Annotated in this window: 22 protein-coding genes and 1 tRNA gene; 13 read left to right on the forward strand and 10 right to left on the reverse strand. The window is 69.0% G+C overall.

Features of this window, described 5'->3' with window-relative positions:
• Positions 1 to 297: 297 nt before the first annotated feature.
• From nhaA to ACGF7Y_RS32285, 3 genes are read left to right on the forward strand one after another with little or no spacing between them, the layout of a single operon-like run.
• Positions 298 to 1,593 carry a Na+/H+ antiporter NhaA gene (gene nhaA / locus ACGF7Y_RS32275; protein ID WP_393240469.1) on the forward strand — a complete coding sequence of 432 codons (1,296 nt, stop codon included), beginning with the start codon at positions 298 to 300 and terminating at the stop codon, positions 1,591 to 1,593.
• 33 nt (positions 1,594 to 1,626) lie between these two features.
• Positions 1,627 to 2,133, forward strand: coding sequence for a phage holin family protein (locus ACGF7Y_RS32280; protein WP_063052025.1), 507 nt, complete (start codon positions 1,627 to 1,629; stop codon positions 2,131 to 2,133).
• Positions 2,134 to 2,178: 45 nt separating this feature from the next.
• Positions 2,179 to 3,114 carry an alpha/beta fold hydrolase gene (locus ACGF7Y_RS32285; protein WP_393240472.1) on the forward strand — a complete coding sequence of 312 codons (936 nt, stop codon included), beginning with the start codon at positions 2,179 to 2,181 and terminating at the stop codon, positions 3,112 to 3,114.
• A 53-nt stretch (positions 3,115 to 3,167) separates the two neighbouring features.
• On the opposite strand, the gene ACGF7Y_RS32290 is transcribed toward ACGF7Y_RS32285, so the two are convergent.
• The 4 genes from ACGF7Y_RS32290 to nth all read right to left on the reverse strand — a co-directional run bounded on the left by ACGF7Y_RS32290 (position 3,168) and on the right by nth (position 6,502).
• Positions 3,168 to 4,361 carry a MarP family serine protease gene (locus ACGF7Y_RS32290; RefSeq protein ID WP_062978082.1) on the reverse strand — a complete coding sequence of 398 codons (1,194 nt, stop codon included), beginning with the start codon at positions 4,359 to 4,361 and terminating at the stop codon, positions 3,168 to 3,170.
• The gene (locus ACGF7Y_RS32295; protein ID WP_393240672.1) at positions 4,358 to 5,062 is read right to left on the reverse strand and encodes an NUDIX hydrolase; all 705 of its coding nucleotides are present in this window, start codon (positions 5,060 to 5,062) and stop codon (positions 4,358 to 4,360) included. The genes ACGF7Y_RS32290 and ACGF7Y_RS32295 overlap by 4 nt, the downstream gene beginning before the upstream one ends.
• 97 nt (positions 5,063 to 5,159) lie before the next feature.
• Positions 5,160 to 5,750, reverse strand: coding sequence for a TlpA family protein disulfide reductase (locus ACGF7Y_RS32300; protein ID WP_393240475.1), 591 nt, complete (start codon positions 5,748 to 5,750; stop codon positions 5,160 to 5,162).
• 50 nt (positions 5,751 to 5,800) lie between these two features.
• Positions 5,801 to 6,502, reverse strand: a complete 702-nt coding sequence (gene nth, locus ACGF7Y_RS32305) for an endonuclease III (RefSeq protein WP_062978088.1) — start codon at positions 6,500 to 6,502, stop codon at positions 5,801 to 5,803.
• Positions 6,503 to 6,725: 223 nt separating this feature from the next.
• Here nth and ACGF7Y_RS32310 point away from each other — a divergent pair, with 223 nt between their 5' ends.
• Positions 6,726 to 6,968 (forward strand): hypothetical protein, encoded by a 243-nt coding sequence (locus ACGF7Y_RS32310; protein ID WP_040864458.1) that lies wholly within the window; start codon positions 6,726 to 6,728, stop codon positions 6,966 to 6,968.
• Positions 6,969 to 7,100: 132 nt separating this feature from the next.
• Positions 7,101 to 7,775, forward strand: coding sequence for a Crp/Fnr family transcriptional regulator (locus ACGF7Y_RS32315; RefSeq protein ID WP_039794544.1), 675 nt, complete (start codon positions 7,101 to 7,103; stop codon positions 7,773 to 7,775).
• Between the two features lie 65 nt (positions 7,776 to 7,840).
• Here ACGF7Y_RS32315 and ACGF7Y_RS32320 read toward each other — a convergent pair whose 3' ends face one another.
• Genes ACGF7Y_RS32320 through ACGF7Y_RS32330 form a run of 3 tightly spaced genes read right to left on the reverse strand, consistent with a single transcriptional unit; the run spans position 7,841 to position 9,309 of the window.
• Positions 7,841 to 8,632: an MBL fold metallo-hydrolase gene (locus ACGF7Y_RS32320; protein ID WP_393240479.1), complete on the reverse strand. Its 792-nt coding sequence runs from the start codon at positions 8,630 to 8,632 to the stop codon at positions 7,841 to 7,843.
• 39 nt (positions 8,633 to 8,671) lie between these two features.
• Complete coding sequence (locus tag ACGF7Y_RS32325) at positions 8,672 to 9,130, reverse strand: RidA family protein (protein WP_357127063.1); 459 nt, start codon at positions 9,128 to 9,130, stop codon at positions 8,672 to 8,674.
• A 17-nt stretch (positions 9,131 to 9,147) separates the two neighbouring features.
• On the reverse strand, positions 9,148 to 9,309 hold the full coding sequence (locus ACGF7Y_RS32330; protein ID WP_085994820.1) for a DUF4177 domain-containing protein: 162 nt from the start codon (positions 9,307 to 9,309) through the stop codon (positions 9,148 to 9,150).
• Between the two features lie 1,000 nt (positions 9,310 to 10,309).
• Between ACGF7Y_RS32330 and ACGF7Y_RS32335 the strand changes: the two genes are divergently transcribed.
• Both ACGF7Y_RS32335 and ACGF7Y_RS32340 read left to right on the forward strand, forming a co-directional pair.
• Positions 10,310 to 11,347: an ArsA-related P-loop ATPase gene (locus ACGF7Y_RS32335; protein ID WP_393240482.1), complete on the forward strand. Its 1,038-nt coding sequence runs from the start codon at positions 10,310 to 10,312 to the stop codon at positions 11,345 to 11,347.
• Positions 11,344 to 12,483: an ArsA family ATPase gene (locus ACGF7Y_RS32340; RefSeq protein WP_393240485.1), complete on the forward strand. Its 1,140-nt coding sequence runs from the start codon at positions 11,344 to 11,346 to the stop codon at positions 12,481 to 12,483. The genes ACGF7Y_RS32335 and ACGF7Y_RS32340 overlap by 4 nt, the downstream gene beginning before the upstream one ends.
• A 94-nt stretch (positions 12,484 to 12,577) precedes the next feature.
• Here ACGF7Y_RS32340 and ACGF7Y_RS32345 read toward each other — a convergent pair whose 3' ends face one another.
• Positions 12,578 to 12,901 carry a WhiB family transcriptional regulator gene (locus ACGF7Y_RS32345; RefSeq protein ID WP_014981178.1) on the reverse strand — a complete coding sequence of 108 codons (324 nt, stop codon included), beginning with the start codon at positions 12,899 to 12,901 and terminating at the stop codon, positions 12,578 to 12,580.
• Between the two features lie 367 nt (positions 12,902 to 13,268).
• On the opposite strand from ACGF7Y_RS32345, the gene ACGF7Y_RS32350 reads away from it, so the two are divergent.
• Positions 13,269 to 15,638 carry a penicillin-binding protein gene (locus ACGF7Y_RS32350; protein WP_393240489.1) on the forward strand — a complete coding sequence of 790 codons (2,370 nt, stop codon included), beginning with the start codon at positions 13,269 to 13,271 and terminating at the stop codon, positions 15,636 to 15,638.
• A 55-nt stretch (positions 15,639 to 15,693) separates the two neighbouring features.
• Here ACGF7Y_RS32350 and ACGF7Y_RS32355 read toward each other — a convergent pair whose 3' ends face one another.
• Positions 15,694 to 16,158: a GatB/YqeY domain-containing protein gene (locus ACGF7Y_RS32355; RefSeq protein WP_393240492.1), complete on the reverse strand. Its 465-nt coding sequence runs from the start codon at positions 16,156 to 16,158 to the stop codon at positions 15,694 to 15,696.
• Between the two features lie 133 nt (positions 16,159 to 16,291).
• Here ACGF7Y_RS32355 and ACGF7Y_RS32360 point away from each other — a divergent pair, with 133 nt between their 5' ends.
• The 4 genes from ACGF7Y_RS32360 to ACGF7Y_RS32375 all read left to right on the forward strand — a co-directional run bounded on the left by ACGF7Y_RS32360 (position 16,292) and on the right by ACGF7Y_RS32375 (position 20,269).
• Entirely contained in the window at positions 16,292 to 17,254 is a 963-nt protein-coding gene (locus tag ACGF7Y_RS32360; RefSeq protein ID WP_062972244.1) for a metallophosphoesterase, read from the forward strand.
• Between the two features lie 665 nt (positions 17,255 to 17,919).
• On the forward strand, positions 17,920 to 18,933 hold the full coding sequence (locus tag ACGF7Y_RS32365) for a hypothetical protein (RefSeq protein WP_393240495.1): 1,014 nt from the start codon (positions 17,920 to 17,922) through the stop codon (positions 18,931 to 18,933).
• A gap of 60 nt (positions 18,934 to 18,993) precedes the next feature.
• Positions 18,994 to 19,067 (forward strand) — tRNA-Pro (locus ACGF7Y_RS32370).
• A 479-nt stretch (positions 19,068 to 19,546) separates the two neighbouring features.
• The gene (locus tag ACGF7Y_RS32375) at positions 19,547 to 20,269 is read left to right on the forward strand and encodes an SDR family NAD(P)-dependent oxidoreductase (protein ID WP_393240498.1); all 723 of its coding nucleotides are present in this window, start codon (positions 19,547 to 19,549) and stop codon (positions 20,267 to 20,269) included.
• A 42-nt stretch (positions 20,270 to 20,311) separates the two neighbouring features.
• Here the strand turns inward: ACGF7Y_RS32375 and ACGF7Y_RS32380 are convergent, their stop codons facing one another.
• On the reverse strand, positions 20,312 to 20,770 hold the full coding sequence (locus tag ACGF7Y_RS32380) for a hypothetical protein (RefSeq protein WP_393240501.1): 459 nt from the start codon (positions 20,768 to 20,770) through the stop codon (positions 20,312 to 20,314).
• A gap of 198 nt (positions 20,771 to 20,968) precedes the next feature.
• On the opposite strand from ACGF7Y_RS32380, the gene ACGF7Y_RS32385 reads away from it, so the two are divergent.
• Complete coding sequence (locus ACGF7Y_RS32385; protein WP_393240504.1) at positions 20,969 to 21,676, forward strand: GntR family transcriptional regulator; 708 nt, start codon at positions 20,969 to 20,971, stop codon at positions 21,674 to 21,676.
• Positions 21,677 to 21,748 lie beyond the last annotated feature (72 nt).

A 21,748-nucleotide genomic window follows, 5' to 3' on the forward strand; every position in this document is an offset into this window, starting at 1 on the left:
CCCCAAAACCCGCAGCGGCAAAATCATGCGCCGCCTCCTACGCGACATCGCCGAAGGACGCGAACTCGGCGACACCTCCACCCTCGTCGACCCGAGCGTCTTCGAGGCGATCCGGGCAGGCAAGGACTGACCGAGCAGCGCTGAGTACGGCCGGTGGCGGACCTGTCACCGGCCGCACCCGTTAAGATTGCGTGAGGTGTGCCGGGAAGTCTGGTCGGCGAGCGGTCGCGCACCCGTTGAGCCGGTTCCGGTGGGTGCCGCCGCAGTGCTGCCCGATCGCCGCCCGAAAGGTTTCCCGTGATCACGCGAGTGCACTCGGAATTGTCCCGCTACCTCCGCACGGAAACCTTCGGCGGCGCACTGCTTCTGATAGCGGCCGCGATCGCATTGCTGTGGGTGAACTCGCCCTGGGCAGCGAGTTATGTGTCGATGACCGAGACCGTCGTCGCGATCCCACCGCTGCACCTGGACCTGACCTTGGCAGGCTGGGCCGAGGACGGCCTGCTGGCGGTGTTCTTCTTCGTCGCCGGACTGGAACTCAAACGCGAACTGGTCGTCGGTGAACTCGCCGATCGCAGACGCGCCACCCTGCCGGTCATCGCGGCGATCGGTGGCGTGGTCACCCCCGCGCTGATCGCGGCGGTCGTCGGGTTCGGCATCCCCGGCATGGAGCGCGGCTGGGCCATCCCGGTCGCCACCGACATCGCGTTCGCGCTCGCAGTGCTGGCGCTGACCGGTTCGCGCATCCCGGCGGGCGCGCGGGTGTTCTTGCTCAGTCTCGCGGTGGTCGACGACCTCATGGCGATCGTCGTGATCGCGGTGCTGTTCACCACCGCGGTGTCGCTGCTGTGGTTGCTCGTCGCGGCCGGATGCTTCGCCGGATGGTCGATGGGGCAACGCGCGCGGATCGGCACGCCCTGGCTCTATGTCCCGCTGGCGTTGGTGTCCTGGTACGCGCTGCACGAGGCGGGCATCCATCCCACGTTGGCGGGCGTCGCGCTCGGCCTGCTCACCCGGGTGCGCCCGGATCCCGGCGAACGTCGAGCGCCCGCCTCCCGGCTCGAGCACCTCTTCCAGCCGGTCTCCGCCGGGTTCTGCGTTCCGCTGTTCGCCCTGTTCGCCGCCGGGGTTCCGTTGAATCCCACGGTGTTCGGCGAGTTGTACACCAATCGGCTCGCGCTCGCCGTGATTCTCGGGCTCCTCGTGGGCAAGCCCCTCGGGATCTTCGGGATGAGCTGGGTGGCAATTCGGTTGGGCGTCGCGAAGCGCCCCAGCGGGCTCGGCTGGCGGGACATGTTCGCCCTGTCGGTGCTCGGCGCGATCGGCTTCACGGTTAGCCTTCTCGTGGCGGAACTCGCGCTCGCCGATGTCGCGGACGTCGAGTTGGCGAAAGCCGCTGTGTTGGTCACATCAATGGCGGCGTCGATCGCCGGTTCGGCGCTACTGTTGCGGCGTGGGCGTGTCCACCAGGCTCGGCGGGACGCCCGTGCGCTAGAACGTGAACAGTACGGCGGCACGAGCGATCCGCCCGGAGGCGGTAGCCTGCGTGACCACGGAGGGCACCGGGAGCGCCGCCGATCGAACGGGAGTTGAAGCAGTGCCGGGACAGGGAGAAGGGTCGACCAAGTGAGTTTCAACCACGGCGGTAACGGGAGCGGCGCGGAGCGCGGTCGTACGGTCACCTCCATTCCACTCACGGACGCCGATCCGCTCGGCTCCGCGAGCTTCGGGAGCCTGGTCCGCGACGCCGCCGAGCAGATGTCGACCCTGGTCCGCGCCGAGGTCGAACTGGCCAAGGCCGAGGTCACCGGTGAGATCAAGAAGGGCCTGCAGGGCAGCGTCTACTTCATCCTCGCGCTCACCGTGCTGTTGTTCAGCACCTTCTTCTTTTTCTTCTTCCTCGGCGAGCTGCTCGACGTGTGGCTGGCGCGCTGGGCGGCCTTCCTGATCGTCTTCCTGCTGATGGTCGTAGCCACCGCGGCACTGGCGTTCCTCGGATACCGGCGGGTGAAGAAACTGCGCGCGCCGGAGAAGACGATCGATTCGCTCAAGCAGGCGCGCACGGTGCTGCCGCACAGCTTGGGCGCGTCCGCACACGACGACCGTCTCGCCCTGGAGAAGCCCGCTTCCTAGGCGCGCGTGCGCGAGCCGGTACGACGGCTACTAGGCTCGGTCGCCGTGTCGGCGAACTTGCTTCCGGATCCGTCCAGCGTCCGTTACGACGGACCGTGGACGCATCGGGACGTGCACGCCAACGGTATTCGATTCCACGTCGTGGACGCGGCGCCCGAGCGGGCCGACGCTCCGCTGGTCGTGCTGCTGCACGGGTTCGCGGACTTCTGGTGGTCCTGGCGTAACCAATTGACCGGCTTGGCCGAGCTCGGTTACCGCGTTGTCGCCGTCGACCTGCGCGGCTACGGCGACAGCGACAAGCCGCCGCGCGGCTACGACGGCTGGACGCTCGCCGGTGACGTCGCCGGCCTCATCCGGGCGCTCGGATACACCGAGGCGACGCTGGTCGGGCACGCCGACGGTGGACTGGTCTGCTGGACCACCGCGGTGCTGCATCCGCGACTGGTTCGCTCGATCGCGCTGGTCGGCTCGCCGCATCCGTCGGCGCTGAAGAGTTCCGTGCTGCGCAACCGCCGCCAGCGCGCGGCCTGGCTGCCGAACTTCCTTCGCTACCAGCTGCCCCGGTACGGCGAGCACTTGCTGACCACCGCCGACGGCTTCGAGGTCGAGCGACTGCTGCGTCAGCGGGTGAGCGTGGGATGGACCGGCACCGCCGAATTCGTCGACACCGCCCGGCGGATGCGTTCGGCGATCCGGATTCCCGGCGCCGCGCATTGTGCGCTGGAGTACCAGCGCTGGGCCTTCCGCAGTCAGTGGCGTCCGGACGGCCGCCGGTTCATGGCGACCATGCGCGAACCCATCCATATCCCGGTCTTGGCCATGCGCGGCGATCTGGACCCTTACGTGCTGGCGGGAACCTTCCGCCGCGATCCTCATCTCTCACCGGAGCGGCGACTGGTCACCATCCCGGCGGCGGGGCACTTCGCCCACCAGGAGAACCCGGACGCCGTGACGACGGAACTGGCCAAACTTCTGGCCTGAGCCGCGGGGAATGACTTCCCGGCCACGGATCGCCCGTGGCCGGGGACGCCGATTCAGCTGAGTACGCAGGCGCCGGTGTCCACCGCGGCGCTGACCCGTTCGGCCGCGTCGAGCTGCGCGCGGACCTCCGCGAGCGTGAGCACGTAACCGGTGTCGTCGTCGGTGACGGCGGCGCCGAAGACCACGCCGAGCACCTGCCCGTCGGTATCCACCAGCGGCCCGCCGGAATTGCCCGCCCTGACCTGGCCGCGGACGGTGTAGACCTCGCGTTCGACGGTGCCGTTGCGGTAGATGGTCGGACCGGTCAGATCCAGGGTCTCGCGCACCCGGGCGGCGCTCGCGGTGTACGGGCCGCCGCCGGGGTAGCCGAGCACGATCGCGCTGTCGCCCGACCGCGCGGGCGCCGGCGCGCGCGGGACCACCGGGGCGGTGAGACCGGGCACGGCGAGCACCGCGACATCCTTGGACGGGTCGAACAGAACCACGTTCGCGTCCAGCGGGCCGCGCGGGGTGTCCACCGCGACGCTCGTGGTGCCCGCGACGACGTGGGCGTTGGTCATCACGCGCTCGGGCGCGATGACGAAACCCGAGCCCTCCAGCGCCCGCTGGCAACTCGGCGCGACCCCGCGGATGCGCAGCACGCTCTGCTGTAGCGAGGCGGCGACCGGGCTGGCCAGCACGCTCGGATCCGGGGGTTCCACGGCCGCGATCGGCGCCCGCCCGAACGGCCCGATCACGTCCGGCAGGCCGGAGGTGTTGAGCAGCTTGGAGAACTCGTTGGGCAGCCTGCGCAGCCAGTTCGGCGCGACGTCGTTGACATCGGCGAGCACCCGCGAGCCGTTGATCGCCGTCGCGATGGCCGGCTGCGACGACGTGGCCAGCGGCAGCGCCAGCAGCCACGCGGTGACCAGTACGGCGACCGCCTGCAACACCGCGCCGACCGCGCTGTCGACGCTGCGCGTGAACGGATGACGCATGCCGCTGCGCGCGGCGCGCCCCAGCACCATGCCCGCGACCTCACCGACGATCACCAGCACCACGATCAGCAGCACACCGGTGAGCACTCTGGTGCGGCCCTCGTCGACGTGCACCAGGATGTGCGGCGCGATCAGGATGCCCGCGACCGCGCCGAGCACCACACCGAGGAAGGCGAGCGCGGAGGCCACCGCGCCCTGGCGCCATCCCGAGGAGGCGGCCAGCAGCGCCAGCAGCACGACGGCGATGTCGAGCCAGGCCGACGAACTCATAACGTCATCCCCACGGCGGCGAGTGCGGTCTCCAGATCACGAACGTCCCCGTGGTCCCACGCTCGGTCCCAGCCGCAGGCCTTGCTGATCCCGGCGAGGATGCCGCCGGTCAGACCCCAGACCAGCATCCCGTCGACCTGGAACGCCGGGCTCTGATAACCCATGGGGCTGCGGACCAGGAAGCGGTTGGCCGGATCCAGCAGCTGCGCGAGCGGGACGCGCACGACGCGCTCGGTCTCGCTCTGGTCGACCACCCCCACCGCGCCCGGCGTGCGCCAGTACGCGACCACCGGCGTGACGTCGAAGCGAGACGGCGGCACGAACAGTTTCGGCAGCACCGCGAACGGCTCGACACCGGAACGGTCGAGACCGGTCTCCTCGCACGCTTCGCGCAGCGCGGTATCGATCGGCCCGGCGTCGCCCGGGTCGACCGCGCCGCCGGGGAAAGCCACTTGGCCTCGGTGCTGGCGCATGGTGGAGGCGCGCTGGGTGAGCAGCACCTCCGCGTCGGCGGGCAGTCCGCCGGGCGCGGCCGGGTCCGGCTCGGGCGAGCCGCCGAACAGCACGAGCACCGCCGCTTGCCGCGGCTTCGAAGTCAGGGTCAGGGCGCGGCGCAGCACACGCTCCCTGGTCAGGGTGTCGGCGTTCTCCGTAGCCGGTTCGGCCGAGCGGGTCAGCCATTCCGGGATGCCGGGCGGCATTTCGATGCTCAACACACACCTCCCCCGCGCATTCGCTCACCGGCCCGCGTGCACGCCCGCACCGTCACCTCCACCATTGATTCGTCCACCCGCATTGTCACGCGGCCACTCCGAGCTTGCCCGCGACCGTGTTCGCGATGTCATCCACCCCGCCGAAAGCCCGCACCACGACGTCGGCGACCGAGCCGTCGGCACGCACCAGCACCGAGATCGGCAGCACCGCGGGGGCCCCGACGGCCGTACGCACTCGCGCATCGGCGTCCGAAACGCCGGGCAACCGCACCTCCAGCCCACGCAGCCGGGACAGTGCCTTGGCCTCATCAGGGTCGCTGTGCACGGTCAGCACGGTAATCGCGTTCCCGGCGCGTTGGGCGTATTGCTGCAAATACGGCAACTCCTGGGCGCACGGTGCGCACCAGTAGGCCCACAGGTTCAGCAGAGCGGGCTTGCCCGCCAGCGCGGCGGCCAGGTCCACCGGCCTGCCGTTCGCCAGGCAACCCAGCGTTATCCCGGCCAGCGGCCCGCTGCCGGTGGCGGCGCCGCTGGGGCAGTCGGGCAAATGGGCGGCAGCGCGCAGGTCATCGGAGACGCCGGAGGCGGCGGGGGGCGACTGCGGCTCCTCCGTCGCGTCGTCGCCGCGCGGCCACACCGCGACCGCCAGCGCCACCACCACGATCAGACCTGCCAATGCCCAGCGCCACGCATGCCCCCTCCTCCTTCGGCCCGAGGGCTCCGAGCTCACCGGCCCACCAGCTCCAGCAGATGCTCGCGCTCCGGCCCTTTCACCAGCTTGGCCGCGGCCTCCGGATCGGTCGGCCCGATACCGAACGACGGGCAGTCCTTGACCAGGACGCAAGCGCCGCACGCCGGCTTGCGGGAATGGCAGACCCGCCGTCCGTGGAAGATCACCCGGTGCGAGAGCATCGTCCATTCCTTGCGCTCGATCAGCGCGCCGACGATGTGCTCTACCTTGACCGGGTCTTCCTCGTCGGTCCATCCCCAGCGGCGCACCAGACGGCCGAAATGGGTGTCGACCGTGATGCCCGGCACCCCGAACGCGTTGCCGAGGATGACGTTGGCGGTCTTGCGCCCGATGCCGGGCAGCTGGACGAGTTCGGTCAGGGTGTGAGGCAATTCACCGTCGTATCGTTCCAGTAGCGCCTGGCCGAGTCCGATCAGCGAGGCGGCCTTGTTCCGGAAGAAGCCGGTCGGCCGGATGTATTCCTCCAGCTCCGCGCGGTTTGCCTCGGCGTAGGCGCGGGCGTCGGGGTACCGGGCGAACAGCGCGGGCGTGGTGAGATTCACCCGCTCGTCGGTGCACTGCGCCGAAAGTATTGTCGCGACCGCCAGTTCGAGCGGTGTGGTGAAATCCAGCTCACAATGCGCGTCGGGGAAAGCGGTCGCCAGTTCGCGGTTCATCCGGCGCGCGCGGCGGACCAGCCCGAGTCGGGTTTCCGCCTGTCGCGCCCTGGTTTTCCGTTGTGGAGCCGCGGCGGCGACCGGCGGCGTTCCGTTGGGATCGGAGCCGGGGGCAAGCCCGTTCCCGGCGGCGGTGGAGGGGGAGACGCGCACGCGTCCACCATACGGAATCGGCGGACAACGTTGCCCTTCCAGTTCAGTTGCCGTGTTCCATCTGAGACCTCGACGGTGTTTACTGCTCGTCATGCAAGGACTCGCTGTGGTGCTCTTCCCAGTGGTGCTGATGCTGTTCGCACTGGGTATGGAGCGGGTCGAGAACCGGCTCCGCAAGCTTCTCGAACCCGACGAAGAGGTTCAGCAGTACCTGGACAAGGCCAGTAACGCCGAGGTGAAAGAGCTGACGAAGCTCGGTCTGCCCGCCGCCGTGGCCCGGATGCGCAGGCGTCGCTCCCGCGGTGACGAGATGGACGTGGCCCGCGCGAGCTGACCCGGCGTGCGCGTCGCGCAATCCACTCGTTACGTGGTGTCCGTCACTACGCTGTAGTGACGCCGCGTAGACTGCGCTGTTGGCCGAGTCGCTTCGGTCCAGTACAGAGCCATTTCCCTAAGGAGCACATTCGTGGACGAGGCCCTCGCCAGAGCAGGCATCTTCCAGGGCGTCGAGCCCACTGCGGTGGCCGCCCTCGCCAAGCAACTTCAGCCGGTGGATTTCCCGCGCGGTCATGTCATCTTCAACGAGGGTGAGCCGGGCGACCGGCTGTACATCATCACGTCCGGCAAGGTGAAGATCGGACGCCGCTCGCCCGACGGCCGCGAGAACCTGTTGACCATCATGGGCCCGTCCGACATGTTCGGCGAGCTGTCGATCTTCGATCCGGGCCCGCGCACCTCCACCGCCACCACGGTGACCGAGGTGCGTGCGGTGACGATGGACCGCGACGCCCTCAAGACCTGGATCGACCAGCGGCCCGAGATCGCCGAGCAGTTGCTGCGCGTTCTCGCTCGCCGCCTGCGCCGGACCAACAACAACCTGGCCGATCTGATCTTCACCGACGTCCCCGGCCGGGTCGCCAAGGCGCTGCTGCAGCTCGCACAGCGCTTCGGCACCCAGGAGGCGGGCGCGCTGCGGGTCACCCACGATCTGACCCAGGAGGAGATCGCCCAGCTGGTCGGGGCCTCCCGCGAGACCGTGAACAAGGCGCTCGCCGACTTCGCGCATCGCGGCTGGCTGCGGCTGGAGGGCAAGAGCGTGCTCATCTCCGATTCCGAGCGCCTGGCCCGTCGCGCCCGGTAACGCACGGACTCCACGCCGAACGCCGGGTTCAGCGCTCCACTGAACCCGGCGTTCTGTCGTTCCGGCTAGCCGTGCACGCGCAGATATTCCAGCTGCGCCTGCACCGAACTGCGCGCCGCGGGCCACAGCCGCTTGTCCACGTCGGCGTACACGCGCCGCACGACCGCCATCGCGCCCGCGTCCGCGCCGAGCGCCCGCAGCGCCTCCCGCACCTGATCGAGGCGCTCGTGGCGATGCGCGATGTAATACCGGGCGACCGGCTCCAGATCCGGGTGGTCCGGGCCGTGCGCCGGCAGCAACGCCTTGCCATGGCCCGCCTCGACCAACCGGTCCAGCGAGGACAGATAATCGGCCAGCGTGCCGTCGCTGGAGTCCAGCACGGTGGTGCCCGCGCCGAGGATGGTGTCGCCGGTCAGCACCGCGTCATCGAGGACGAAGCTCACCGAGTCGCCGGTATGACCCGGCGTGGCCAGCACGGTGATCCGCAAGCCCGCCGCCTCGATGACCTCGCCGTCGACGAGGGGAGCGGACGAGCCGCGCAGGAAGCCGGAGTCCTTGGCGCGCACCGGCGTCCCGGTCAGCTCGACCAGCCGATCGATACCGCCGGTGTGGTCGTGATGGCGGTGGGTGATCAGCGTCAGCGCGATCCGGCCACCGGTGGCCTCGGCGATCGCGGCCGTGTGCGACTTGTCCTTCGGCCCCGGGTCCACCACCACACAGTCCGACCGTCCCGGCGCGCGCAGGACCCAGGTATTGGTTCCGTCCAAGGTCATCTGCCCCGGATTGTCGGCGAGCAGCACCGCTGCCGTCTCGGTGACCTGCCGGAGCTGCCCGTAGGCGGGGTGAGTCAACGTCATCGCAAAACCTCGGATAGAAACGGAGCCGACAGTTCCGGTCTAGCGCACCTCGGCGATCAGTTCGACTTCGACCGGAGTGTTGCGGGGAAGTTCGGAGACTCCCACGGCCGAGCGCGCGTGCTTACCCGCGTCACCGAAGACCTGGCCGAGGAACTCCGACGCGCCGTTGATCACAACCGGCTGATCGCCGAATCCAGGCGCCGAGGCGACGAACCCGACCACCTTCACGATCCGCACCACCGCGTCCAGGCCGACCAGGTCGTGCACCGCCGCCAGCGCGTTCAGCGCACACAGCCGGGCAGCCTCCTCGGCCTCCTCGATCGAGACCTCGGCGCCGACCTTGCCGACCGCGGACAACTGGCCGTTCACGAACGGCAACTGACCGGAGGTGTAGACCAGCGACCCGGTACGGATCGCGGGAATGTAAGCCGCGACCGGGGCCGCGACCGGAGGAAGGGTGATTCCGAGCTCGGCGAGGTTCTTCTCCCACTGGGTCATCGCGTCACCGTCCTTCGCTACTTGGGCCGCTTGAGGTAGGCGACGTGCTGCTCACCCGTCGGACCGGGCAGCACGGTGACCAGCTCCCAGCCGTCGGCTCCCCACTGATCGAGAATCTGCTTGGTCGCATGCGTCAGCAGCGGCACGGTCGCGTACTCCCACAGGGTCGTATCACTCATGAGCGAGAAGCGTAGCTGTGTTGGATTTGCAGCGCCTTCGGCGCTGCGTGTTCGCGGCCCCTTTGTGGCTCGCGTTTGCGCGACTGCCGCTGGCGACTTCGTCGCGGACGCGGCGGCCGCGCGAACGCGAGCCGGGCCGCGAACGGCGCATGCTCGGTCTCGCTTCGCTCGAAAGACGTGGTTGAGGTGCGCTGGGCGCGTCGGCATCTGGGCTCAGGACACGGGTCATGCGGGTCGCGCGAAAGAATCTTCATCCACCTGGTACGGGATGGTTGTTCGCGGAAGTGCGGCCGCTCGCATGCGGGGCTTCGCTGATCTGCCGGTGGCGACGGCGGATGCCCGTTGTTGCTCGCTTGAGATCGGGCGTTGAGGTGCGCTGGGGGCGTCGGTACTCGCGCTCGGGACACTGGGCACGCGCCCCGGAGCGGGTCCGTCGAGGCGGCCCGGTACTGATTGGTCGGGATGTGGTGGCCGCTCGGATCGTGTTGCTTCGGTCGGCGTCGCTTCGCTGGGACCTTATCGGGGGGTGGGCTGGCCGGGTATTCGTCGGAGCGCGTCAGCCGTGCACGAGATAGCTCCGCGGCGCTACCCGGGGTAGGGCCGCCGAACTCGCCGCAGCCGTGTGAAGACGACCCGGGACAGTCAACGGCGAATAGGCGATGTCGCGCGCGTCACTCGAGACCGGTGGGCGAGCCGCGTTGGGTGTGCGGCAGTGGGCCGGGCCGTTCGTCATTCGTCGCCGGCATGTCAGCTCGGCACCCGGCCCGCGAACGAACGATGCTCGGTGTGGCCTAGCTGCGAAGACTGGGACGGTCGAGTGGGGATCACCCCGGGTGGCTTCGCATGATGCGACGGCGATTCATAAGGGAAACGGCCACTTACCCGGGTGTGTCGGAACTCGAGCGGTGGCGGGGGGTAAGTGCTCAGACCGGCCCGCGCGACCCACCCGTCTGGTACGGCCGGTGCCCCGCTGTGGCGGACCAGTTATAGGCTCGCGATCGTGGGAGTACCAACTGCAGGGCCGCTTTCGGCGGAGCCGGGACTGGACACAAGGTGGCCGAAGCGCGCTGAGCAGGCCCGCTTGCACTACGTCTCCGGCAAGGGAGGCACGGGCAAGTCGACGGTTGCCGCAGCACTGGCCCTGGCGCTCGCCGCGGGCGGGCGCCGGGTGCTGTTGGTCGAGGTGGAGAGCAGACAATCGATCGCGCAGCTGTTCGACCTGCCGCCGCTGCCGCCGACCGAGACACGGATCGCCACCGCCGACGGCGGCGGCGAAGTGGTCGCGCTGGCGCTGGACATCGAGCACGCTTTCCTCGAATACCTCGACATGTTCTACAACCTCGGCTTCGCGGGCCGCGCGATGCGCCGGATGGGGGCCATCGAGTTCGTCACCACGATCGCGCCCGGTCTGCGCGACGTCATCCTGACCGGCAAGATCAAGGAGTGCGCGGTTCGCGTGGACAAGTCCGGCAAGCGGGTCTACGACGAAATCGTGGTCGATGCCCCGCCCACCGGCCGGATCGCCGGCTTCCTCGACGTCACCAAGGCCATGGCCGAGGTGGCCAAGGGCGGGCCGATCGCTTCGCAAGCCGAGGGCGTGTCGCAGCTGCTGCACTCCGATCAGACCATGATTCACCTGGTCACGCTGCTGGAGGCACTACCGGTGCAGGAGACCGCCGACGCGGTCGCCGAACTCACCGCCGCTGACCTGCGCATCGGCACCGTCATCGTGAACCGCGCGACCGAAGGCCAGCTCCCGCCCGAGCTGGGCCACCGGGCCGCTCGCGGCGAACTGGACGCCGACGCCATCCGCGCGGGCCTCACCTCCGCGGGCATCACCCTCACCGACGGCGACTTCCAGGGGCTGCTCACCGAAACGATCGAGCACTCCGCCACGCTGCAAGCACAGGACGACAGCGCCGAGGAACTGGCCAAGGTCGACATCTCCCGGCTCTACCTGCCCGCCCTCCCGGACGGGATGGACCTGGGCGGACTGTACGAACTAGCCGAACACCTCACCGCACAGGGAGTCCGATGAGCACGCCGACCCATCCCACGGCTGCCCCGCTGGATATTTCGCGGATCATCGCCGACCCGTCCGCCCGGGTTGTGGTCTGCTGCGGCTCCGGTGGCGTCGGCAAGACCACCACCGCCGCCGCCCTCGCGCTGCGCGCCGCCGAGGAAGGCCGCAAGGTCGTGGTGCTCACCATCGACCCCGCGCGCAGGCTGGCCCAGTCACTGGGCGTCGCCGACCTCGGCAACAACCCGCAGCGGGTAGCGCTCGGCCCCGAGGCCAAGGGCGAACTGCACGCGATGATGCTCAACATGCGCCGCACCTTCGACGACATGGTGCTCGAGCACACCAACGGGGAGAAAGCGGAGCAGATCTTCGCCAACCCCTTCTATCAAACGGTCGCCTCCTCCTTCGGCGGCACACAGGAATACATGGCGATGGAGAAGCTGGGGCAGCTGGCCCACCGGGGCGAGTGGGACCTGATCGTGGTCGACACCCCGCCTTCGCGCAACGCCCTCGACTTCCTGGATGCTCCCAAGCGGCTGGGCAACTTCCTCAACGGCCGCATGATCCGGGTGATCATGGCGCCCGGCCGGGGCGTGACCCGTCTCGTGACCGGCGCGATGAGCCTGGCGGTGCGGGGTGTGTCCACCGTCGTCGGTGGGCAGATGCTCAAGGACGCGTCGAACTTCCTGCAATCCCTGGAGTCGCTGTTCGGCGGCTTCCAGGAGCGGGCCGAGCGGACCTTCGCCATGCTGTCGAAGCCGGGTACACACTTCCTCGTGGTGGCGGCGCCGGAACCGGACGCGCTGCGGGAGGCCTCGTTCTTCGTCGACCGCCTCTCCACCGAGCGGATGCCGCTGGCGGGGCTGGTGCTCAACCGCACCCATCCGGTGCTGAGTTCGCTGCCCGCCGATCACGCGCTCACCGCCGCCGACCAGGTGGCGGATTCCGATCCGCTCACCGCGGCGGTGTTGCGGGTGCACGCCCGCCGGGTCGTCACCGATAAACGCGAGCAGCATCTGCTGCACCGCTTCACCGGCGCGCATCCGCGGGTGCCGATCGTCTCGGTCACCGCGCTCCCGTTCGAGGTGTCCGATCTCGACGCGCTGCGCGTCGTCGGCGATCAGCTCACCGGCACGGCGCGCGCGAGCGCTTGATACTTAGGCGTATCCGCTATTGCTCCGAACGGAAATATTGCTCCTGAAACGAAACTGAGCCCGCTCGCGCGGGCTCCGTTTCGATGTGGCCGGATTACATCGCCACTTGATGCTGGCGCTGGGCCTGGAAGAAATCGGCCCACGAGGTCACTTCCGGATGCTGCTTCAACAGGGCGCGACGCTGCCGTTCCGTCATGCCGCCCCACACACCGAACTCGACGCGGTTGTCCAGCGCGTCGGCACCACACTGCATGAGCACGGGACAGTGCCTGCAGATCGTCGCCGCTTTGCGCTGCGCCGCGCCGCGGACGAACAACTGATCGGGATCCACTTCCTTGCATCGGGCCTGGGCTACCCAGGCGATCCTTGCTTCGGCCTGCTCCACGTCCAATCGAGCGATGGGGGTTGTCATGTGCATTTGGTGTGCCCCTTTGCAGTCCGAACACCGGGTCAACGGCGCTCCAGAATCGCGTTGTCACCGCGCAGCACCCAAACCCCGCTGCGAAGTGCACCACATTCCACTTTGAGTGTTAGCTCTATCACACTGGGTTCTCAATCTAGGTAAAGGTATGGCGCTTGCGCAAGACCACCTCGAGATTTTTTGGTACGTCCGTCCCTGCAAAGCGGGGCGCGCACTGGACGGGCAGGCAGATTGCGTACGCGCCCTCATGCGACACGCCGCCCCCGATCGCGCGACACGCCCATTCCGGTTCGCGAACAACCAGTTACGACCTCCGGACAAATGCCGCCAAGAACGCTCGAGTGGCAACCCGTAGTCTTGTTTCGTGCCGATCACACATACGCTCGCGCGGCTGGCCGGCAGTTGCGTGCTGGCCTCCGTGCTCGTCGCCGGGTTGTTGTTCCCGCTCGCCGGCGGCTTCGGGTTCGTCTCCAACCGTGCCGCCGACGCCGTCGACAACGTCTCCTCGGAGCTGGTCGAGGGCACGGCGCCCGCGGTCTCGACCATGGTCGACGCGGCGGGCAATCCGATCGCCTGGCTGTACGAGCAGCGCAGATTCGAGGTCCCCAGCGACCGGATCTCCAACGACATGAAACTCGCGATCGTGTCCATCGAGGACCGTCGCTTCGCCGACCACGAGGGCGTCGACTGGCAGGGCACGCTGCGCGCGTTCCTCACCAACAGCGCCAGCGGCGAGGTCCAGCAGGGCGCCTCGACACTGGACCAGCAGTACGTGAAGAACTTCCAGCTACTGGTGGTGGCCAAGACCGACGCCGAGCGCCGCGCCGCCATCGAGACCACTCCGGCCCGCAAGATCCGGGAGATCCGGATGGCGCTCACGCTGGACCGGGAGCTGACCAAGGACGAGATCCTCACCAGGTACCTCAACCTCGTCCCGTTCGGTAACTCGTCCTACGGCATCCAGGACGCCGCGAAGACCTACTTCGGCGTCGACGCGGCCGATCTGAACGTCTCACAGGCCGCGATGCTGGCGGGCATGGTGCAGAGCTCGTCCAAGCTGAATCCCTACACCAATCCGGACGGCGTACTGGCCAGGCGCAACACGGTGCTGGACACGATGATCCAGAACATTCCCAGCCGCGCCGAGGAGTTCCGCGAGGCGAAGACCAAGCCGCTGGGCGTGCTGCCGGAGCCCAAAGGCCTGCCGCGCGGCTGCATCGCGGCCAACGACCGCGGCTTCTTCTGCGACTACGCGCTGCAGTACCTGGCCAACGCCGGCATCAGCCGCGAACAGATCGAGAAGGGTGGCTATCTGATCAGGACCACCCTCGATCCCGCCGTGCAGGACTCGGTGAAACGAGCGGTGACCGACGCGGCGAACCCGAACCTCGACAACATCGCGGAGGTCATGTCCGTGGTCGCGCCGGGGCAGGACACGCATCCGGTGCTCGCGATGGCCAGCAGCCGCACCTACGGCCTGAACCGGGACGCCAACGAGACCGTGCAGCCGCAGCCGTACTCCATGGTCGGCGACGGCGCGGGCTCCATCTTCAAGATCTTCACCACCGCCGCGGCCATGGAGAAGGGCCTCGGCATCGATGCCCAGCTCGAGGTGCCTGGGCGGTTCGAGGCCAAGGGCATGGGTAACGGTGGCGCCCGCGGGTGCCCGGCCGCCACCTACTGCGTGGAGAACGCGGGCCGGTACAAGTCGCCCATGTCGGTGACCGAGGCGCTGGCCACCTCGCCGAACACCGCGTTCGTGAAGTTGATCCAGGCCGTCGGGGTCACCCCCACCGTCGACATGGCGGTCCGGCTCGGCATGCGCTCGTTCACCGAAGCGGGCACCTCGGGCCACGGCAACCAGAGCCTGGCGGACATGATCAAGGACCAGAACCTCGGCTCGTTCACCCTCGGCCCCGTCGCGATCAACCCGCTCGAGCTGTCCAACGTGGCCGCGACGCTGGGTTCCGGTGGCCGGTGGTGCCCGCCGAACCCGATCAAGGAGGTCATCGACCGCGAGGGCAAGCAGGTGCCGCTGACCCAGCAGGCCTGCGAGCAGGTGGTCGAGCCCGGTCTGGCGAACACTCTGGCCAACGCGATGAGCAAAGACGACACTTCGGGCACGGCGGCGGCCGCGGCCCAGTCGGTGGGTTGGAATTTCCCGATGTCGGGCAAGACCGGTACGACCGAGAGCCACCGCTCCTCGGCCTTCCTCGGCTTCACCAACGCGCTGGCCGCCGCGGTCTACGCCTACGGCGACAGCCCCACCCCCGGCGAGATCTGCTCGTTCCCGCTGCGCAACTGCGGCGACGGCAACCTGTTCGGCGGTAACGAGCCCGCCCGCACCTGGTTCAACGCGATCAAACCGGTGATACCGCTGTTCCCGCCGCCCGGGTTGCCCCCGCTGGACGACAAGTACGTGCGCGGCGCGAACAACGCGCAGGTGCCCGATGTCGTCGGCAAGACCCAGGGCGAGGCCACCGCGGCGCTGGTGGCCGCCGGCTTCCAGGTGTCGCCGGTGACCGGGGCAGGCGATCGCCCCAAGGGCACCGTGATGGGCACCGCGCCGAACGGGTCGGCGATCCCCGGCTCGGTGATCACGCTGTACATCAGCGACGGCACCGTCCGGGCCGCGCCGCCGCCCGGGCCGCCCGCCCCGCCGCCGGGCATCCCGGGACTGCCGCTACCGCCGCAGCTGCCACCGATCCCGATTCCCATCCCGATCCCGCGCTGACAGGAGAAAGGGGCCGCGAACCACACGGTTCGCGGCCCCTTTTCTCGTCGCGGTCCTACAGCCGCGCCTTCACCGCGGCCGAAATGCGCGAGCCGTCGGCCTTGCCCGCGGCGAGCCCGGTGGCGATCTTCATGACCTGCCCCATCTGGCGCATGCCGGGACGCTCGCCGATCTCCTCGGCGACCTGTGCGATGGCGGTGTCGGCGAGATCGGCGACTTCGGCGTCGGTCAACTGGGTCGGCAGATACTCGTCGATGACGCGCGCCTCGGCGTGCTCGTTCGCCGCCAATTCGCCGCGCCCGGCCTGCGTGTATACCTCGGCGGATTCGCTGCGCTTCTTCGACTCCTTCTGCAGCACGGAGACGACCTCGGCGTCGGTGAGCTCACGCGCCTGGGTGCCGGCGACCTCGGCGGTCTGGATCGCCGACAGCAACATCCGCAACGTGGAAAGGCGCAGCGTGTCCTTGGCTTTCATCGCGGCGGTGAGATCCGCTCGCAGCTGCGATTTGAGTTCCGACATGCCGCTCACGGTAGCGGCTCCGGGGCGGTGGTCCCACTACATTTGCCGCACGGCCCGATTTCCCGCCGAGAAAAGGGGCGCTTGTGCGGAAACACACTCGGCGCTCCTGAGCGAGGTCACCTATGCTGGGCAAATGCCCGTGATCTCGACCTCTGCTGTACGCACGACCGCGCTGGGAGCCGCCGGGGCCGCGGTGGCCGGAATCGGCTACGCCTCGCTGGTCGAACGCAACGCCTTCGTCCTACGGGAGGCGACCATGCCTGTGCTGGCGCCGGGGTCGTCGTCGTTGCGGGTGCTCCACCTCAGTGACCTGCACATGACGCCCGGGCAGAAGCTCAAGCAGCAGTGGCTGCGGGAACTGGACCGGCTGGAGCCGGACCTGGTGATCAACACCGGCGACAATCTCTCGCACCAGAAGTCGGTGCCCGCGGTGGTCCAGGCCCTCGGTGGATTGCTCTCCCGCCCGGGGCTTTTCGTTTTCGGCAGCAACGACTATTTCGCGCCGGTGGCGAAGAACCCGCTGAAGTACTTCAAGAAGGACCACCGCCGCACCTACGGCGCTCCGCTGCCGTGGAAAGACCTGCGCGCGGCCTTCACCGAGCGCGGCTGGCTCGACCTGACGCACGTGCGTCGCGACCTCGAGGTGGCCGGTATCCGCATCGCCACCGCCGGCGTCGACGATCCGCACCTGCAGCGCGACCGGTACGACACCGTCGCGGGCGCCCCGAACCCGCTGGCCGATCTGCGGCTCGGCCTCACCCACTCCCCCGAGCCCCGGGTGCTGGACCGCTTCGCCGAGGACGGGTACGACCTGGTGCTGGCCGGGCACACCCATGGCGGCCAGTTGTGCCTGCCCGGCTACGGCGCGCTGGTCACCAACTGCGGAATCGACCGGTCCCGGGTGAAGGGTTCCTCGAAGTGGGGCGAGCACACCCGGTTGCACGTCTCCGCGGGTGTCGGCACCTCCCCGTGGGCGCCCTACCGCTTCTGCTGCCGTCCGGAGGCGACCTTGTTGACGCTGGTCGCCGCGCCGCCGAAGCGACCGGGAGCCGACACGGGCCACGGAGTGTCGGCATCGGAGGCCGTCGCCCGCTAAGGTCCCCTGCCGAGACGTGTGGCAGGTAGGGGACAACTGTGAGTGGATTCGACGACCGGCGCGACGACCCGACGATCATGGGACGGCCCGCCGGGCCGCCGGATCCTCGGCAACAGCCCTTCCGCGCACCGCATTCCGCGTTTCCTCCGGCGGGAGACGATGCCGGCGCCCGGCCAACGGAGGCAGGAGCCGGTAGCCCCCGAGAGTGGTCCCCCTGGCAGCCGGGCGGATACGACGAACCGACACGCCCGCCTGTCACGCCTTGGCAGCGCGGCGCATCGGAGCAGCCGACCTCGAACGGGCCTGCCCCGATGTCCCCGTGGCAACCGGGAGCCGCGACAGGTGACGGCGGCCAGCCGCTGTATCCGGGGCAGGCCGACCCAGCCACGCAGTGGCAGCCGAACCGAGAGCCCGCCCCGACACTCCAGTGGCAACCCGGCGTTCAGAGCGACCCACCGACATCTCGGCTGTCGGACAGCGACTCGGGCTCGCACCCGCCCACACCGGCCGAGCCGACCGTGCTCGCCGAGTGGGTCAGCCGACGGCCGGGGACCCCGGGCCGCGACGATCCCACCAGGTCGGCCCCATCCCTCGGGCAGACACCCTCCGGCCAGTGGCCCCCGCAGACCCCGCCGGATCTCGTCCACGGGCGCAACGATCCGACGATGCTCGGACAGCCGCTCGGCGCACTCGACCAGCCCGCCCCCTTCGGCAACCGGACGCCGGGCCCCGGTGGCCAGGCGCCGCCCCAGCTCGGCTATCCGGGCGCCGATCCGTTCGGTCAGCCGGTCCAGGCTTCGCAGTGGCAACCCGCAGGCGGTCCGGCGCAGTACGGCACCCCGCCGGATGGCCGGTATCAGCCCGGCTACGGTCCGCAAGGCGGATTCGGAGGACCACCACCGAACCGTCCGAGCGGGAGCGGCCGAGGAAAGCTCGTGCTGTCCGCCGGCCTGGCGGTGCTGCTGGTGGCCGGTCTCGTGGCCGGGGTAGTAGCCCTGAGCACGATGAAGACGGACGATGACTCCGCTCGGGACACCGCTCCATCGATGGTGAACGCCCTCACCACCACGACGGTGGACGCGCCCACCCGGACCACGACCAAAGCGGCCCCCACGACGACAGCGCGGGGCTCCGGGGACAAAACGCCGGTGATACCCGGATACCAGGTCGTCAGAGCACCCGACAGCGGCGCCGCCTACGACGTGCCCGGCGACTGGACGATCGCGCCGCAAGGCACCATCGGCGGCTTCGGCGAGCCCCCGAACGCCGTCGCGGGTAAAGGCCTGGCCAGCGAGGGCAAGGGCTACTGCCCCGGATCGACCCGCACCGTCGCTTTCCTCACCGGCTCGGGGACCTCCGACCCGGGAAAGGCGGCCACCGAACTCGGCGTCAAGACCGCCACACTCGCCTATAAGGCGACGCCCGGCGGCACACCCGCTCTGCCCATGCCGCTGGCTTCGCTGGACGGCTCGCAGCACGGCATGTTCGTGGAGACCAAGGGCACCGTCACCGACGCCAAGCCCGGCTGCGCGAAGGCGTACTCCGTGTACACCGCGGCGTTCCCCAACGACAACGGGACCTTCGTCATGGTGATCGCCGCCGACACCGGCGTCCCGCACGCACTCGACGCCGACACCGCCAAGCGCATCTTCACCAGCATCCGCCCCCTCGCAGGCTGACTGACCTGCCGGTTTAACGTCTCGGGCCGCCCTGTTGTAAGCTACTCCAGGTCCACTTCACGGGGTGTGGCGCAGCTTGGTAGCGCGCTTCGTTCGGGACGAAGAGGTCGCAGGTTCAAATCCTGTCACCCCGACTCGTGGTTGAGACGACGGGAAGGCCCCTGACCGGTTCACGGTCGGGGGCCTTCCTCGTTATCGAGGACAGCGGTGGCGGCGCCGATACCGCAGGGCAGTGAAAGCAGGGTCGAACGCCGGCCGCGGCCGCGGTGGGGTTCGCCGCGACGACCTCCTACCTGCGCCGACACCGCGTCGATCCGACGTACGCAATGGCCGACGACCCGTTCACCGCCGCACAGCTATCCGTATCGGCCCGAATTCGTCTGTGCACCAGTAGCTTTCGTGAGGGGGTCGATCCGGATGCGTAGGCTCGGCACCATGCACGCCTGCGTGCGACCGGACTTGGGCGTTGACCGTCCCGCGGGCATTGCGGCCGCCCGCCATTGCCGACGGACCCGACACGATGACGGTCGGCGGTCCGTCGTAGGTTGGACCGCTGGCATGCGGGAATATCATCGCTGGAGTCTTATTTCCGCAATCGACGAAAGGTCGGCAGATGAGCAAGCCCGTCGATAGCGTGCCCGCGGACAAACCGCTGTCCGGGAAGACCGCCCTGGTTACGGCGGCCTACACCGGAATCGGCCGGTCGATCGCGAAAACGCTTGCCGCGCAGGGTGCACAGGTCGTGGTGCACCATCCGCACTTCCCCGAGCCCGCCGCCGACGTGGTGAAGGAGATCACCGAGGCAGGCGGCTCGGCGCTGGCGCTGGCGGCGGACATCGCCGATCGCGGTGAGTACGAGGAACTGGTGCAGGCGCTGCTCGACGAATGCGGCGGCTGGCACCTGCTGGTCAACACCGCGGCGGTACCGGAGTCCGAGCCGTTCCCGAAGCTCAGCTCCGAGGCGTTCGACAGCGCTTTCGCGGCGACGGTGAAGGGCGTGTTCCACGGCCTGCAGCTGGCCTTGCAGCATTTGGCCGACGAGGGCCGGATCATCACCGTCTGCGATCCCGCCGACCCGGGCAGCGCGGTGCACGACGCGACGCGCGGCGCGGTCGAGCAGCTCGGCCAGGCCGTGGCCCCGGACTTCGTGCCGCGGCGGATCACCGTCAACACGGTCAGCTACGGCGTCGGCACGACCGACAACGCGGAACTAGAGACCGCCCTCGCCGCGCTCGAGCCGGCCGAGCCGGGCGCGGTGGTCGCCTATCTGGCCGGTGACGCGGCGAGCACGGTGAACGCGCAAGTGATCCGGCTCAACGGCACCGGCGGCCGATAGCCCGGCGGCGCACCCGCCGACCGTGGGCGCGCCGCCGCACGATCACGCGACGATCGTGCTGCCGTAGGTACTGAACCCCCGGCCCAGAGCCTGGCAGGTGAAGCTGCCGTGGAAACCGACCTGGCACGACGCTCCGGCGTGCTCGATGATCGGACCCCACGCCCCCGAGCCGGTCTTCACGTCGTCGATGCGGGGATTGCCACCCGGCAAGGTATACGGCGTGCCCGGGTCGAAGGTGGGATGCGCGGGCAGCCAAGGCTGGTCGATCGCTATTTCGTTCACCGGCACCGGCACCGGCACGTACGTATCGCCGATGTAGTAGCTCATATACATGGGAGAGCCGAGATCGCATCCGAGCGATCCGTTCGCGAAGATCGCGCAGTTCGTGCTGCCCACCGAGAAGTAGACCGTGCCAGGGTCCGCCTGGGCGTTACCGGCCGCGAGGATCGGGGCCGCTGCCACGGCGGCGAGCGCTCCGGCGAACTTCGTGCTGCGCTTCATAGGATCTCCTTGATGCTTCGCTGGTGGACAACCGACCTCGATGAGTCTGTCGCGCGGAGGCGGGATTTCGTTTCGCAGGCCCCACCACCGACCGGCTGTCCGGGCACCCTCGCGGCGAGCGACATGGTGAGCAGACGCTAACGCGGCGATAACTTACGGACACTTCATCGAAACTCGTGGTCAATAGCGTATACAGGCATGTCGACACGGATAGCGGCTTCGGCCGACGCGGCGGGCAAATCCCTACGCGACGTGGTGTACGCGGCACTGCGCAGCGAGCTCATGAACGGGGACATCAAGTTCGGCGAACGTCTGACCGAGCCGAAACTGTCCGCGCGATTCGGCATTTCGCGCACGCCGATCCGCGAAGCGTTGACCGTCCTGTGCTCGGACGGACTGCTGCAACGCGAAGAATACGGCTTCAGTCCGGTCCGGCCGAGCATCCCGCTGATCCGGGACCTGTACGAGTTGCGAATCACCCTGGAACTGGGCGGTCTTCAGCGCGCGATGACCAACCCCGCGGTCACGCACGACCGGGAGCTCCTGCGATCCGAGCGCGCCGCCTGGCTGGAACTGCGCGCCGACCCACCGGAACAGGAGCCCGGTTTCGTGGTGCGCGACGAGGAATTCCACGTCACGCTGCTCACCGCGGCGGGCAACACCGAGATGGTGCGGGCGCTCAAAGCGGTGAATTCCCGCATCCGCCACGTGCGCATGTACGACTTCATGGTCAACAACCGGATCGAGACCACCATCGCCGAGCATCTGGGCATCCTCGACGCCGTGCTGGCGGACGATCTCCCGCTCGCGTATCGGCTGTTGCACACGCACATCGGTGAATCGCTGGACGTGGTGCTCGAACGGGTCACCCGCGCGATCGCCGCGATGTCGCTGGCCACGGATTAGCGGGGAGCGGTAGTGGGACTGGAATTCGATGCCGTGCTCGTCGCGAACCGCGGCGAGATCGCGTGCCGCATC

The sequence above is a fragment of the Nocardia sp. NPDC047654 genome (assembly GCF_043205035.1).
Lineage (GTDB): Bacteria > Actinomycetota > Actinomycetes > Mycobacteriales > Mycobacteriaceae > Nocardia.